15 protein-coding genes are annotated in these 13,499 nt (G+C 73.3%); 9 read left to right on the top strand and 6 right to left on the bottom strand.

What is annotated here, in order from left to right:
* The first annotated feature begins 62 nt into the window (after nt 1-62).
* On the top strand, nt 63-455 hold the full coding sequence (locus tag ACWCQS_RS24265) for a VOC family protein (RefSeq protein ID WP_451006379.1): 393 nt from the start codon (nt 63-65) through the stop codon (nt 453-455).
* Here ACWCQS_RS24265 and ACWCQS_RS24260 read toward each other — a convergent pair.
* On the bottom strand, nt 452-1,291 hold the full coding sequence (locus tag ACWCQS_RS24260) for a class I SAM-dependent methyltransferase (protein ID WP_451006378.1): 840 nt from the start codon (nt 1,289-1,291) through the stop codon (nt 452-454). The two genes, ACWCQS_RS24265 and ACWCQS_RS24260, sit on opposite strands and share 4 nt — an antisense overlap.
* 154 nt (nt 1,292-1,445) lie before the next feature.
* Between ACWCQS_RS24260 and ACWCQS_RS24255 the strand changes: the two genes are divergently transcribed.
* Entirely contained in the window at nt 1,446-2,210 is a 765-nt protein-coding gene (locus ACWCQS_RS24255; RefSeq protein WP_451006377.1) for a VOC family protein, read from the top strand.
* 30 nt (nt 2,211-2,240) lie between these two features.
* Here the strand turns inward: ACWCQS_RS24255 and ACWCQS_RS24250 are convergent, their stop codons facing one another.
* Together ACWCQS_RS24250 and ACWCQS_RS24245 are read right to left on the bottom strand one after the other, a co-directional pair.
* On the bottom strand, nt 2,241-2,720 hold the full coding sequence (locus ACWCQS_RS24250) for a MarR family winged helix-turn-helix transcriptional regulator (protein WP_451006460.1): 480 nt from the start codon (nt 2,718-2,720) through the stop codon (nt 2,241-2,243).
* A gap of 587 nt (nt 2,721-3,307) precedes the next feature.
* Nucleotides 3,308-4,990, bottom strand: a complete 1,683-nt coding sequence (locus ACWCQS_RS24245; protein ID WP_451006376.1) for an FUSC family protein — start codon at nt 4,988-4,990, stop codon at nt 3,308-3,310.
* Nucleotides 4,991-5,174: 184 nt separating this feature from the next.
* Between ACWCQS_RS24245 and ACWCQS_RS24240 the strand changes: the two genes are divergently transcribed.
* From ACWCQS_RS24240 to ACWCQS_RS24230, 3 genes are read left to right on the top strand one after another with little or no spacing between them, the layout of a single operon-like run.
* The gene (locus ACWCQS_RS24240) at nt 5,175-5,732 is read left to right on the top strand and encodes a DUF5134 domain-containing protein (RefSeq protein ID WP_451006375.1); all 558 of its coding nucleotides are present in this window, start codon (nt 5,175-5,177) and stop codon (nt 5,730-5,732) included.
* 54 nt (nt 5,733-5,786) lie between these two features.
* A complete protein-coding gene (locus ACWCQS_RS24235) occupies nt 5,787-6,179 on the top strand; it encodes a hypothetical protein (RefSeq protein WP_451006374.1) in 393 nt (130 codons plus the stop codon).
* Nucleotides 6,176-6,865, top strand: a complete 690-nt coding sequence (locus tag ACWCQS_RS24230) for an HAD family hydrolase (RefSeq protein ID WP_451006373.1) — start codon at nt 6,176-6,178, stop codon at nt 6,863-6,865. The genes ACWCQS_RS24235 and ACWCQS_RS24230 overlap by 4 nt, the downstream gene beginning before the upstream one ends.
* Before the next feature lie 46 nt (nt 6,866-6,911).
* Here ACWCQS_RS24230 and ACWCQS_RS24225 read toward each other — a convergent pair whose 3' ends face one another.
* Nucleotides 6,912-7,160, bottom strand: coding sequence for a DUF2630 family protein (locus tag ACWCQS_RS24225; protein WP_451006372.1), 249 nt, complete (start codon nt 7,158-7,160; stop codon nt 6,912-6,914).
* Between the two features lie 265 nt (nt 7,161-7,425).
* On the opposite strand from ACWCQS_RS24225, the gene ACWCQS_RS24220 reads away from it, so the two are divergent.
* Nucleotides 7,426-8,094 carry a TetR/AcrR family transcriptional regulator gene (locus ACWCQS_RS24220; RefSeq protein ID WP_451006371.1) on the top strand — a complete coding sequence of 223 codons (669 nt, stop codon included), beginning with the start codon at nt 7,426-7,428 and terminating at the stop codon, nt 8,092-8,094.
* A 33-nt stretch (nt 8,095-8,127) separates the two neighbouring features.
* On the opposite strand, the gene ACWCQS_RS24215 is transcribed toward ACWCQS_RS24220, so the two are convergent.
* Complete coding sequence (locus tag ACWCQS_RS24215) at nt 8,128-8,796, bottom strand: DUF6214 family protein (protein WP_451006459.1); 669 nt, start codon at nt 8,794-8,796, stop codon at nt 8,128-8,130.
* A gap of 209 nt (nt 8,797-9,005) precedes the next feature.
* Here ACWCQS_RS24215 and ACWCQS_RS24210 point away from each other — a divergent pair, with 209 nt between their 5' ends.
* Together ACWCQS_RS24210 and ACWCQS_RS24205 are read left to right on the top strand one after the other, a co-directional pair.
* A complete protein-coding gene (locus tag ACWCQS_RS24210) occupies nt 9,006-10,340 on the top strand; it encodes an FAD-dependent oxidoreductase (protein WP_451006370.1) in 1,335 nt (444 codons plus the stop codon).
* 143 nt (nt 10,341-10,483) lie between these two features.
* Entirely contained in the window at nt 10,484-11,878 is a 1,395-nt protein-coding gene (locus ACWCQS_RS24205; protein WP_451006369.1) for a nucleobase:cation symporter-2 family protein, read from the top strand.
* Here the strand turns inward: ACWCQS_RS24205 and ACWCQS_RS24200 are convergent.
* Nucleotides 11,795-12,151, bottom strand: coding sequence for an ArsR/SmtB family transcription factor (locus tag ACWCQS_RS24200; RefSeq protein ID WP_450982655.1), 357 nt, complete (start codon nt 12,149-12,151; stop codon nt 11,795-11,797). The genes ACWCQS_RS24205 and ACWCQS_RS24200 overlap by 84 nt on opposite strands.
* A 131-nt stretch (nt 12,152-12,282) precedes the next feature.
* On the opposite strand from ACWCQS_RS24200, the gene ACWCQS_RS24195 reads away from it, so the two are divergent.
* Nucleotides 12,283-13,362: an NADH:flavin oxidoreductase/NADH oxidase gene (locus tag ACWCQS_RS24195; RefSeq protein ID WP_451006368.1), complete on the top strand. Its 1,080-nt coding sequence runs from the start codon at nt 12,283-12,285 to the stop codon at nt 13,360-13,362.
* Nucleotides 13,363-13,499: the final 137 nt, after the last annotated feature.

Raw genomic sequence — 13,499 nt, 5'->3', positions numbered from 1 at the left:
CTCCGATCTCGGGCGTGGCTGAGCCAGGGTCGAGGGTAACCCTGCCACTAGGCTGCGCCTGCATGGTGCACGTTCTCAGCAGCCGGACCCTGCTCACCCCCTCCGACCCCGAGCGCTCCCGGACCTTCTACGGCGAGCAGCTGGGGCTGTCCGTCTACCGCGAGTTCGGTACGGGGCCCGAGCGGGGGACCGTCTACTTCCTCGGCGGCGGCTTCCTGGAGGTCTCCGGGCGGTCCGAGGCGCCGCCGTCGCCCGCGGTCCGGCTGTGGTTCCAGGTCGACGACGTGACGGCCGCGCACGAGGAGCTGAAGACCAAGGGCGTGGACATCGTCCGGCCGCCGGTGAAGGAGCCGTGGGGCCTGGTCGAGATGTGGATCGCCGACCCGGACGGCATCCGCATCGCTCTGGTGGAGGTTCCGGAGGACCATCCGATGCGCTACCGGCCGGGTGTCTAGGGTCGGGGCGTGCGCTCGGGGCGGACGCCCGCGGTGAGCACATGACCGCTGATGCCCAGCAGTGAGGGCACGGACTCGGTCCGCCGCATCGCCGCCAGGACCAGCACCCGGCGCTCCGGATCGTCGAGCCAGGAGGCGACGTCGCCCATGAGCCAGGCGGCGCCTTCGAGGCCGTACTGAGCCTGCGGTGTCAGGCCGGCGTCCGCGAACTCGGCGGGGACGTCGCCGGGGTCGTGGAAGTAGGCCGTGGTGAACAGGGACTTCGGCCGACCGGTCGGACTCATCAGGCCGTCGCGGACGGCGGCCTCGATCTGCGGCCGGCGCTCGGCGTCGAAGTAGAGCCCGGTGCTCAGGTTGTCGTGCAGCGGTGCGAACTGGTTGATCGTGGCGGCGACCACGAGCCCTCCCGGGCGCACCACCCGGCGCGCCTCGGCGAGCGCCCGTACCCGCTCCGGGCGCTCGGGCAGGTGGTAAAGGGGGCCGAGAAGCAGCGCGACGTCCACGGAGGCGTCCGGCGCGTCGAGGGCCCGGGCGTCGCCGTGGCGGGCCCGGACGCCGGGCAGCCGGGCCGCCCGCTCGACGTGCAGGGGTACCGGGTCGAGGAGTTCCACGTCGTGGCCGTCGGCGGCGAGCCACTCCGCGTGGATGCCGCTGCCGCCGCCCACGTCGAGGATCCGCGCCGGAGCCGGCGGCAGGAGCCTGCGCAGAACGTCCTGGGTGCGCCAGAACTCCAGCCGTCCGGCGCCGGTGCGCAGCCTGGCGTCCTCCTGGTCGCGTCCGTAGTACGCGGCGATCTCCTCGGCCAGCGAGGGTGCCGTGGTGTCCTCGGTCTCCATGGCCGGAACCCTCGCGCACCCCGCTCCGCCCGGGCAAGCCATTTCCGCACCCGCGGGGACCGTCCCGGATGGCCGGGGCGGGGAGCCGGGGTTAGCGTGCCGGGAGAGCGCTCTGTGCGGCACGGCAGGCCCGCCCCGGCCGGAAGGAACCCCCATGAAGTTCGACAAGCCGGTGACCGGCGGACCGTGCTGGACCGAGCTCGGGACCAGCGATCTGGAGGGGGCCAAGCGGTTCTACACCGAGTTGTTCGGCTGGCGGCCGGAGACCGACCCGCGGCAGGAAGCGGGCGGATACACGGTGGCGCACCTGGGGGACGCGGCGGTCGCCGCACTCACCCCGCTGTACCAGGAGTCCCAGCCGGTGGCGTGGAACGTCTCCTTCGCGGTGACCGACGCCGACACGGCGGCACGGCGGGTGGAGGAGGCCGGTGGGACGGTGGTCCTGGGCCCGATGGACGTGTTCGACGTGGGCCGGTTCGCGGTGGCCCTCGATCCGGCCGGCGCGGCGTTCCAGCTGTGGCAGGCGCGGTCTTTCCCCGGCGCCGGGCTGTTCAACGCGCCCGGCACCCTCGGCTGGGTGGAGCTGACGACCCGGGACACCGAGCGGGCCCGGGACTTCTACACCACGGTGTTCGGCTGGAGCGTCAACGCCTCGGAGGCGTACACGCAGTGGGGCATCGGCGGGGACGACTTCGGCGGCATGGCCGACATGGGCGACCGGTTCCCGCCCGAGGTGCCGCCGCACTGGTTGCCCTACTTCGCGGTGGACGACGTGGACGCGACGGCCGAGGTCGCGCAGCGGGCGGGCGGCGCCGTCGTCCTGGCGCCCGTGTCGGTGCCCGACGGCCCGCGCATCGCGGTGCTGCGGGATCCGCAGGGCGCGGCGTTCGGAGTGCACCAGGCCGGCGAGGAGGGCTGAGGCGCTGCGCTCGCCCTCCCTCGCCTTCGCTCACGTCCGGAGCGATCCCATCCGGCCCTCCAGACGGGCGAGCAACTCGGCGAGCAGATCGGCGAGTTCGCCCTGCCCCTGGGGAGCCAGCACACTCAGCACAGCTGTTTCATAGGCGAGTTGATCCGGCAGAATGCCGTCGACCAGCTCGCGGCCCGCGTCGGTGAGGCGGACATGGGCCACGCGGCGGTCCCGGGTGTCGCCGCGCCGCTCGACCAGTCCCCGTTCGGTCAGCTGCTTGAGCCGCTTGGTGACGGCGGCCCCGGAGGAGAAGGTCTCCCGGGCGAGTTCGCCCGGGGTCAGCTCGTGGCCGGTGCGGCGCAGCGCGCCCAGCAGGTCGAACTCGGGACGGCTGAGGCCCGCCCGGCGCAGCGGCGCGTCCTCGGCCTGCTGGAGCAGCGCGGCACACCGGTTGATCCGGCCGATGATCTCCATGGGCCCGGTGTCCAGCTCCGGGCGAACGACCCGCCACTGCCGCACGACGGCGGCGACTGTGTCGTGGTGAGCGGCGGGGGCGGTGACCGTGGCGGGGGCGGCGCCGCTTGCCGGTCTGCCGGGCCCGACGGCCCCGCCGGCGTCCGTTCCGACGGACTGGTGGCCACCCGTCCGGCCCGCTTCGGCCGTGGCGTCACCGCTCCGTGGACGCGCGCCGACGGAACCACGGCCGTCGGCCGGTTGCGTGTCGGCGGACCGCTGGTGACCGCCCGCCGGGCCTGCCTCGGCCATGGCGTCACCACTCCCTGAGCGCGCCCCCACGGAACCACGGCCGACCGCCGGCTGCGTGTCGGCGGACCGCCTGTGACCGCCAGCCGGGCCCGCTTCGGCCATGGCGTCACTGCTCCCTGGGCGCGCCCCGACGGAACCACGACCGTCCGCCGATTCGGCGCCGACGGACCGCCGAGGACCGCCAGCCCGACCTGCCTCGGCCATGGCGTCACCACTCCCCCGGCGCGCCCCCACGGAACCACGACCGACCGCCGGCTGCGGTTCGGCAGGCGGCCGGTGGTCGCCCGCGCGGTCCGCGTCGGCCGTGCCGTCCGCCGGCGCGTGTCCGCGGTTCGTCGCCGTCATGGCCGTATGTCCTCCGTCGTCCTGCCGGGGTCCGGGACCGGATCCTGGTTCTGGTGCCGCGGCACGAACCCCTGCCGTCGTACCGTCGCCGCGAGCGTACGGTGTCCGGACTGCTCGGCGAGCACGATCCGCTCCTCGGGCAGGGCGCGCTGCCACCACTCGCCGGACGCGGCGTCGGCCGTGGCGCGCAGGTCGGCGAGGGCGGCGGCGAGGCTGCGGCGGGCCGGCTCCAGGGCACGGGGTGCCGGGTGCGGCTCGGCCAGCAGCCGGGCGGCATGCTCGCGGGCGCGCTCCGCCGTGGTCAGGGCGTGTTCGAGGCGGTCGCCCGCGCGCCGGTTGGTGACGACGACGGCCGCGACGAAGCCGACCAGCGCGCCGACCAGGGTGTCCGCGACCCGCTCGGTGATCAGTTCGGCCGGGTTCTGGGCGCGTGCGAACTCGGTGATGAGCAGGGCCATCGGGGTCACGCAGACGGTGCCGAGCCAGTAGTTGCGCGCGATCAGCGCCTCGGCACCGAAGTTGAAGGCGAGGCAGCACAGCACCAGCGCGACCGGGTGGAGATGGGCGAGCGGGGCGACGACGGCGAACACGAGGACGCCGAGCACGTTGCCGACGACCCGCTGGACGCCCCGGCTCCAGGTGAGGGTGACGTTGGCCTGGTAGAGGGAGGCGGCGGTGACCAGCGCCCAGTAGGGACGCCCCACCCCGAGCGCGAGGGAGGCGTAACCGGCGAGCGCACAGCCGATCGCGGTGCGCGCGGCGATCGGGGCCAGGGGCGCCAGGCGCTGCCGCAACGGCCGTCGCGACAGGGCGAGTTCGGCGTCGAGGCCGAGGAGTTCGTCGGCGGACTCGCGCGGCGAATCGACGCGCGGGATCCGCCCGGTGCCGCGCAGTTCACGGGCCCAGGCGCGCAGCCGTGCGGGGTCGGCGTCGGCGGGGGCGGCGAGGGCGACCTCGGCGCGGACGAGGAGCCGTTCAAGAGCGCGCCGGGTGCGGTCGGGGCGGGTACCGGCGGCGAGCAGGGACTGCCAGGCGGCGTGGACAGCGGCGGCGCTCGCGGCCCGGGCCCGGGCGTGGCCGTCGGCGGTGCCACGGGTGTCGGCGTAGGCGGCGGCCGCGTGCAAGGCCTGGGCGGTGGCGCGGCGCTCGGGGCCGTGCGGGCGGAGCAGCCCGGGTGCCATGCCGACCAGCCAGGCCCAGGCGCCGGCCGCGAGGGCCAGCCCCACGTGTCCGGGCACCTGGCCGAGGGCCTGCGGCGCGAACAGCGAGGCGGAGCTGATGAAGGTCAGGACCACGTTTCCGGGCGGTCCGAGCCGGGTCGCGTCGCTCACGGCCTTCTGGACGGCCGCCATCACGGCGCCGACGGTGACGAGGACGACGGCGTCGCCCGTGAACGACGCGGCGAGCAGGGAGACCGCGAGGCCGCCGACCATGCCGAGCACCACCCAGGCCAGGACGCGGGCGCGGGCGGCGTAGGGCCGGTTGTGGCCGTAGAGCGCGCACAGCGACCCGGCCATCGTGTACATCGCGAGGTCGAGGCGGCCGAACGCCAGCAGGATCAGGTTGGGCGGCGCGACCGCGGCGACCACGCTCAGCGCGGGCTTGAACCAGATGTCGGAAGGCCGCCCGAGGCGGAGCACTCCGGTGAAGGGAAGTCGGTGGAGGGTCGCACTGCTCATACCATCAATTTAACATATGTTTTACTCGTAAAATTCCTTGGCGGCGGCCCTCAGGCGATCCCAGGAGTTCGCTCACCTACCGTGCTCCGCCGAACGCTCCCCCGTGTACACCCATGCGCTTGCGTGCGCTCCGCACGGCGTGGGCATCGCATCCCTCGACCGACCGTCGAACGGGGAGGTGCGCGTGCACGGACCGGTACCGGCAGCGTGGCTGCTGGTCGCCCTGTGCGCGGCGACAGGGGCCTACTGCCTGCTGCGGATGCGCAGCCGTGTGGAGGAGCAGCGCAGGGCCGCGGGTGGCGAGGCGCTGATGGGCTTCGGCATGGCCGTGATGGCCGTACCGGCGGCGGTGGTCTCGCCACCGAGGTGGGCGTGGCCGGTGTACGCGGCCGTGTTCGGTGCGGCGGCACTGCGCGCGCTGTGGGCCGCGCGCGCCGCCCCGCATCATCTGCACCACCTGGTGGGCGCGTCCGCGATGGTCTACATGTCGGTGGTCATGGCCGCGGCTCCGCCCGGCGCCCATCACGCGCACGGCGGCTCGGGCGTGCCGCTGCTGACCAGCCTGCTGCTGCTGTACTTCGCGGGTTACGTGCTGCTGGCCGGCGCCCGTCTGGTGCCGGCCGCCGTCGCGGTGGCCGGGGCCGGCGGCGGCGCGGTCGGCTGGAGCGACCGGCCGGAGCTGGCACGCGCCTGTCGGCTGTCGATGGGGATCGGCATGGTGGCGATGCTACTGACCATGTGAGCCGGGTCCGTACGGGTGCCCTGTCCGCGTCACTTCGGTGGCGCGGACCGTACGGTGAGCGGTCTCGCGGGTGCTCCAGCTCCGCGCGCGACCGTGGACGCCCACGCCCTCGGCACGGCCGGCCCGTGGGCGGCACCCACCGCCGTACTGGCCCTGGCGGCGGTGGTGCAGCAGTCGGTGAAGGGTGCCGTCGACGGCCTGCTGTGTGGCCGCCGCACCGCTTCGGCGTGGCCGCGTCCGGTGGGTACGGCCGTGGCGGCGGCCGTGGTCTCGTCGGTGGGCGTGGGCGTGACCCGGGTATGGCTGGGCGTGCGCCGGCTCTCGGACGTGCTGGGCGGCCGGCCGTTCGGGGCGTTGGTGGTGGCCCCCGGCCGTGATCGTGTACGAGTGGCCATGGCCTGGTCACGCCCGAACCGCTGGGCACCGCGGATAGGGTCAGGTGCATGACTGCCGTGTTGTTCGACTTTTCCGGAACGCTGTTCCGCGTCGAGTCCACCGAGTCCTGGCTGCGTGCGGTGCTGACCGAGACCGGGCACACCCTACCCGAACCTGAACTGAAGGCGGCCGCACGGGCCTTGGAGGCTGCGGGTGCGCTGCCGGGCGGAGCGAATCCGCTGGAGCTGCCGGCTGACCTGGCCGAAGTCTGGGCGGTGCGGGACGAGAGCGCGGAGCTGCACCGGGCCGCCTACACGGGCCTGTCCCGGCGGGTGCCGCTGCCCGACCCCGGGCTGCACGACGCGCTGTATGAACGGCACAAGGCGCCGGCCGCCTGGTCCCCGTACCCGGACGCCCCCGAGGTGCTGCGCACGCTGCACGAGCGTGGGATCGGCGTGGGCGTGGTCAGCAACATCGGCTGGGATCTGCGCCCGGTGTTCCGCGAGCACGACCTCGACCGGTATGTGGACACGTATGTCCTGTCGTACGAGCACGGGGTGCAGAAGCCCCACCCGCGACTGTTCTCGGTCGCCTGTGCGGCGCTGGACGCCGATCCCCGGCAGGTGGTCATGGTGGGCGACAGCAAGGAGGCCGACGGCGGCGCGGCCGCGCTCGGCTGCCGGGTGCACTTCGTCGACCACCTGCCGGTGACCGACCGGCCCGACGCGCTGCTGCCGGTGCTGGACCTGACGGGCTGAGGGCCGACGCGCTGCCCCCCGCGCGGTCTGCCGGGCCCTGCCGTGGTCAGCCCTGGTAGTCCTCGACCTGGGTGGCGGGGCGCACGCGCGCCTCGTCCGGGTTCTCGCCGAACTCGGCCTTGGCACGGCGCTGCCGCAACAGGTCCCAGCACTGGTCGAGTTCGCGCTCCAGCTGTCCCAGCCGCTGCTGCTCGACGGAGCTGTCGATCCGGCCCGAGGCCAGCGCCGCGCGGAGTCTGCGCTCGTCCTCGACCATCTCCGTGATCCTGCTCAGGATCCGCTGGTCCTGATCCATGACGACCCGCCTCCTCACCTCGGCACCGCTGCCCACTCTAGGGAGGCAGCGGACGGTGTGCGAGATCGAGGGGAGGCGTGGTGCGGGCAGCGTGCCGAGGGCACCGCGAGCACGCCATGGAAAGGGCTCGCTGCCAAGCCGTCCGCCTGAGACGATCCCCCGCGTCGCCCCAGGCGGACGGCAGCCCTGGACAGGGCCCACACATGGCGGTGCCCACTGCGGTGAGTATAGTTGGCTGGCAGCCAGTCAACGCAGGAGTTACAGGATGTCCCCGCGCAGCGCCTCGGTCAATGAAGAGTTGCGGCGGCGTTCCCGGGAGCGGCTGTTGCAGGCCGCCGTGGAACTGGTCGACGAGCACGGCTTCGAGGCCACCACCCTGGGCGACATCGCGGACCGCGCCGGTTCGGCACGCGGACTGGTGTCGTACTACTTCCCCGGCAAGCGCCAACTGGTGCAGTCCGCCGTGCACCGGCTGATGCACCGCACACTGGAGGAGGCGCTGGAGCGGGAACCGCACACCGAGGACGGCCGGGAGCGCCTCGCCCGCGCCATCGACGCGATTCTGGGCCTGGCCCACGACCGGCCGGTGCTGATGCGGCAGCACATGGCGGGGCTGCTGCAGGCGGAGGGCTTCGTGCAGTGCCCGGAGCAGCGCCGGCTGTCGGAACTGCTCAGCGACACCGTCGCCCGGTACGGCTCCCAGGACGTCGCCGTCGACTATCCGATGCTGCGCGCCCTGCTGATGGGCGCGGTGTACTCGGCGCTGGTGCCGGGGGTGCCGATGCCCGTCCCCGCGCTGCGGGCCGAACTGTTCCAGCGGTACGGGCTCGACTGGGAGTCCGGGGTGCCGCCGGAGAGCGAGCAGGGCAGGGAGGCGCGAGCGCAGGATCTGTCCCGGTTCTTCGCGACGGAGGAGCGGCCGAGCAGTCCATGACGGCCGCGTGAGCTGCGATGACGGCAACTCGCCTCAGTCGCGGCGCACGTGACGGGGGGTCAGGAATCCCGCGTCCCGTGCCTGGGCGATCAGCCTGAGCGAGCGGCGGCGGCTGTGTCCGGTCGCGCTCATCACGGCGAGCACCGGGTCACCACCCACCTCCTGTGCGGCCCGGTACTCCTGTGCGACCAGCCGACGGCCCTCGATGCCGCGCGGCCAGACCGGCCGGGCGCGCCGCGGACCCACACAGAGCGCGCCCTCCTCCTCGGCGGCCTCCCCCTCACCGGCCGCCGCCTCGACGACCTCCTCCACACCGGCCGCCGCCTCGACGACCTCCTCCACACCGGCCGCCGCCTCGACGACCTCCTCCACACCGGCCGCCGCCTCGGCGACCTCCTGCGCACCGGCCGCCGCCCCGGCGTCGGCTTCCGGTTCGCACCGCTCCTCCGGGTGCTCGTCGCCGTCGACCTCGTACGACCGCTCCACCCCGCACGACTCGAACAGCGGACCCTCGATCCAGTCCGCGAGCACCGTCAGATCGGCGAGGGACAGGGCCGGCTGGGCCCTGACGTCCTCGATGGACACGCAGCCCTCGCGCACGACGGCGAGCGCGTCGACCTGAGCACCGTCCGGGAAGGCCAGCCGCACATGGAACCAAGACGTGGCCTCGCCGTTCTCCCGCACCTTCCACGCGGGCCACACGGACACCACACCGTCCTTCGCGTCCCGCTCGGAAAGATCAAGAAAGGATGCCTCCCGCACACACGCAACGTAGCCTCATGATCACAATCCATACGAATGGACACGCTTCGTAGTCACCCCGCCGGCCCCTGCCGTCCGGGACCTGCGGGTGCCATGCTGGAGCCGTCCGCACACCACCTCCTTCGTCCCCTCGTCCGAGGAGTACCGCTGTGCTGCGTGTCGCCGTCGTCGGTTCGGGGCCGAGCGGGTGTTACACCGCCCAGACCCTGGTTCAGCAGGACCCAGGCGTGTACGTAGACGTCCTGGACCGGCTGCCGTGCCCGTACGGCCTGGTCCGGTACGGCGTCGCCCCGGACCACGAGAAGATCAAGTCCCTGCAGGGCAGCCTGAGGACGGTGCTGGAGCACGAGCGGGTGCGGTTCCTCGGCGGGGTCCGGGTGGGCGGCCCCGGGGGGCTGACGGTGGAGCGGCTGCGGGAGCTGTACCACGCCGTGGTGTACTGCGTGGGCGCCGCCGCCGACCGCCGGCTCGGGATTCCGGGCGAGGAGCTGCCGGGCAGCTGGTCGGCGACCGACTTCGTGGCCTGGTACAGCGCCCATCCGGACGCGGCCGACTCGGGCTTTCTGCGCGAAGTGCGGTCGGCCGTCGTCATCGGCGTGGGCAATGTGGCGGTGGACGTCACGCGGATGCTGGTCCGGGGTGCCGCGGAGCTGCGCCCGACGGACATGCCGCAGGCAGCGCTGGACACGCTGACGGCGAGCGGGATCACCGAGGTGCACATGGTGGGCCGGCGCGGACCGACCCAGGCTCGCTTCACCACCAAGGAGCTGCGTGAGCTGGGCGCGCTGCCCGGCACCGCGGTCGGCGTCGATCCGGCCGACCTGGCGCTGGATCCGGCGGACCCCGCCGCCCTGCCCGCCGTAGCGCGCCGCAACCTGGAGGTGCTCCGCGGCTGGGCAGCCCGGTCCCCGGCCGGGGCCGCCCGGCGCATCGACCTGCGGTTCTTCCTGCGGCCCGTGGAACTGCTCGCGGACGCCGGCCGGGTGGGCGCCGTGCGCCTCGAGCGGACGGCGCCCGACGGGCGGGGCGGGGTGACGGGCACCGGCCGGTTCATGGACCTGCCCGCCCAGCTGGTGCTGCGCTCGGTGGGCTATCGCGGAGTGCCGCCGGACGGGCTGCCGTTCGACGCCCCGAGCGGCACGGTGCCGAACGCGGCAGGGCGGGTGGTACGCGAGGGCACCCCCTCCCCCGGCGAGTACGTCGCCGGGTGGATCAAGCGCGGTCCGACGGGTGTCATCGGCACCAACCGGCCCTGCGCCAAGGAGACGGTGACCTCCCTGCTCGCGGACGCTCCGGCGCTGCTGCGCCGGCAGGTGCCCGAGGATCCGGTGTCCGCGCTGCGGGCGGCCGGCATCGAGCCGGTGCCGTGGACGGGGTGGCTGGCGATCGAGCGGGCCGAGGCCGAGCTGGGCGCGCGGCTCGGCCGGAGCGTGGTCAAGCTGGCCGACTGGGACGCGCTGCTCACGGCGGCCCGGTCGGCATAGCCCCCGGTGGCCAGGGATTCCGCGGCGGCCGGGCGGGCATGACACACAGCGGCAACAGACCGGAAATCAACAAACTGTTCAAGGCGCTTACGGTCTCGTCCTGTTCGGAAGTCACTCCCCGCCCGCGCACCGCTGGAGTACCCATGGCCACCACCACCGCAGACGTCCACCCCGTCGACGAGATACCACCGGCACGGCAGTTGGCGGCCTTCGGGCTGCAGCACGTGCTCGCAATGTACGCGGGTGCCGTCGCCGTGCCGCTGATCGTGGGCGGCGCGATGAAGCTGTCGCCTGCCGACCTGGCGTATCTGATCACCGCCGACCTGCTGGTGTGCGGGATCGCCACGCTGATCCAGTGCGTCGGTTTCTGGCGGTTCGGCGTCCGGCTGCCGATCATGCAGGGCTGCACGTTCGCGGCCGTGTCACCGATGGTGCTCATCGGGACGACGGGCGGCGGACTGCCCGCGATCTACGGCTCGGTGATCGTCGCGGGTCTGGCGATCATGCTGCTCGCGCCGGTCTTCGGCAGGCTGTTGCGCTTCTTCCCGCCGCTGGTGACCGGCACGGTGATCCTGATCATCGGGGTCTCGCTGCTGCCGGTCGCGGGCAACTGGGCGGCGGGCGGCGCCGGTGCGAAGGACTTCGGGGAGCCGAAGAACCTGGCGCTGGCGGCCTTCGTGCTGGCGGTGGTGCTGGCCGTACAGCGGTTCGCGCCGCCCACCCTCGGCCGGATCGCCGTCCTGATCGGGATCGCGGTGGGCCTGGCGGTCGCGGTGCCGTTCGGGTTCACCGACTTCAGCGGGGTCTCCGGCGCCGACTGGGTCGGCATCAGCACGCCGTTCCACTTCGGGGCGCCGCAGTTCAAGGCGTCCGCGATCGTGTCCATGCTGGTGGTCGCCCTGGTGACGATGACCGAGACGACCGGTGACCTGATCGCGGTGGGCGAGCTGACCGGGCGGAAGGTCGAGCCGCGCTCGCTCGCCGACGGGCTGCGCGCGGACGGCCTGTCGACGGTGCTGGGCGGGGTGTTCAACACCTTCCCGTACACGGCGTACGCGCAGAACGTGGGCCTGGTCGGGATGACCCGGGTGCGCAGCCGCTGGGTGGTGGCGGCGGCCGGCGGGATCCTGGTCTTGCTCGGTCTGCTGCCCAAGCTGGGCGCGGTGGTCGCGGCGATCCCGGCGCCGGTGCTGGGCGGCGCGGGGCTGGTCATGTTCGGCACGGTCGCGGCGAGCGGGCTGCGGACGCTGGCCGGGGTGGACTTCAAGGGCAACCACAATCTGACCGTGGTGGCCGTGTCGGTGGCGATCGGCATGCTGCCGGTGGGTGTGCCGACGGTCTACGAGAAGTTCCCGGACTGGTTCCAGACGGTGATGAACAGCGGGATCAGCGCGGGCTGCCTGTCCGCGATCGTACTCAACCTGCTGTTCAACCACCTTCCGGGGAAGGCGGGTTCAGGCGCCGTCGCCGAGTCGGCCGGCCTGCCGGTCGGCGGCCGCGAGGAGGCTGTCGAGCAGTCCCGGGAAGAGTCCGTCTAGATCGTCCCGGCGCAGGCCGTTCATCTTGGCCGTGCCCCGGTAGACCTGCCGGATGACCCCGCTCTCCCGCAGCACCCGGAAGTGGTGCGTGGTGGTGGACTTGGTCACCGGCAGTTCGAACTGCGAGCAGGTCAACTCGGCTTCGCGAGCGGCGAGTTCACGCACGATCTGCAGCCGCATCGGGTCGGAGAGCGCATGCAGCACGCCCTCCAGGCGGATCTCCTCCCGCTCCGGATGCGGCAGCGCGCGGCCGGCGGTGGCGGTCTCGGTCACGGCGGCTGCCCTTCGTCACGGAACTCCTCGACTGCGACCATTGTACGAGAGACGTCGTAGTTTGACATGTCTCGTAGTACGAGGATTATCGTACGAGGCGACCAGCGGTCCCGTGACGAACGGAGTCTGTCGTGAGCTCGCTCTTCGAGAGCATCACCCTGCGCGAAGTGACCATCCCGAACCGGGTGTGGATGCCGCCGATGTGCCAGTACTCGGCCGAGCCGGAGGGTCCGCTCGCGGGCGCCCCGCACGACTGGCACTTCGCGCACTACGCGGCGCGCGCCACGGGCGGCACCGGTCTGATCATCGTGGAGGCCACCGCGGTGGCGCCGGAGGGCCGGATCTCCCCCTACGACCTCGGTCTGTGGAACGACACCCAGGTGGAGGCCTTCCGCCGGATCACCCGCTTCCTTACCGCCCAGGGCACGGTGCCGGGGGTCCAGCTCGCACACGGTGGCCGCAAGGCGTCCACCGACCAGCCGTGGAAGGGCGGCGCGCCGCTGGGACCGGAGGCGCGTGGCTGGCAGCCGGTCGCCCCGAGCGCGGTGCCGTTCGACGAGCGCCACCCCGTGCCCAGGGAGTTGACGGTGGACCAGATCCATGAGGTCGTCGGCCAGTTCGCCGCGGCGGCCCGCCGGGCGCTCGCGGCCGGCTTCGAGATCGCCGAGATCCATGGCGCCCACGGCTACCTGATCAACGAGTTCCTCTCTCCGCACTCCAACCATCGCACGGACGTCTACGGCGGCTCGTACGAGAACCGCACCCGGTTCGCCCTCGAAGTCGTGGACGCCGTACGGGCGGTGTGGCCCGAGGACAAGCCGGTGTTCTTCCGCATCTCGGCCACCGACTGGCTCCAGGACGGCGGCTGGACCACCGAGGACACGGTCCGTCTCGCCCGCGACCTGCACGCGCACGGCGTCGACCTGCTCGACGTCTCCACCGGCGGCAACGCCTCCGGCGTGACCATTCCGACCGGGCCCGGCTACCAGGTGCCGTTCGCGGCCCGGGTGAAGGCCGAGACCCCGCTGCGCGTGGCCGCCGTGGGCCTGATCACCGAGGCCGGACAGGCCGAGAAGATCGTGACCAACGGCGAGGCCGACGCCGTCCTGCTGGGCCGCGAACTGCTGCGCAACCCGTCCTGGGCCCGACACGCGGCCCGCGAACTGGGCGGCGAGGTCAGGGTGCCGAACCCGTACCACCGGTCGGTCTGACCGCAGCCGCCCGCGCCCACCGGCCGGCCTGACCGCAGCCCTCCGCGACCACCGGCCGGCCTGACCGCGGCCGCCCATCACCACCGGCCGAACCGACCACAGCCACCGACCACCAGCGGCCGATCCAGCGCGGCGAC

This window comes from Streptomyces sp. NPDC002076 (genome assembly GCF_053593835.1).
Note: the sequence above shows the minus strand (reverse complement) of the source record. Positions and strands in the feature narration are given on the sequence as shown.

Bases quoted from the DNA above. Each gene is read 5' to 3' on its own strand.
- ACWCQS_RS24225 (WP_451006372.1), bottom strand. From the start codon at position 7,160: ATGGATCAGGACCAGCGGATCCTGAGCAGGATCACGGAGATGGTCGAG.
- ACWCQS_RS24205 (WP_451006369.1), top strand. From the start codon at position 10,484: ATGGCCACCACCACCGCAGACGTCCACCCCGTCGACGAGATACCACCG.
- ACWCQS_RS24245 (WP_451006376.1), bottom strand. From the start codon at position 4,990: ATGAGCAGTGCGACCCTCCACCGACTTCCCTTCACCGGAGTGCTCCGC.
- ACWCQS_RS24265 (WP_451006379.1), top strand. From the start codon at position 63: ATGGTGCACGTTCTCAGCAGCCGGACCCTGCTCACCCCCTCCGACCCC.
- ACWCQS_RS24255 (WP_451006377.1), top strand. From the start codon at position 1,446: ATGAAGTTCGACAAGCCGGTGACCGGCGGACCGTGCTGGACCGAGCTC.
- ACWCQS_RS24230 (WP_451006373.1), top strand. From the start codon at position 6,176: ATGACTGCCGTGTTGTTCGACTTTTCCGGAACGCTGTTCCGCGTCGAG.
- ACWCQS_RS24220 (WP_451006371.1), top strand. From the start codon at position 7,426: ATGTCCCCGCGCAGCGCCTCGGTCAATGAAGAGTTGCGGCGGCGTTCC.
- ACWCQS_RS24260 (WP_451006378.1), bottom strand. From the start codon at position 1,291: ATGGAGACCGAGGACACCACGGCACCCTCGCTGGCCGAGGAGATCGCC.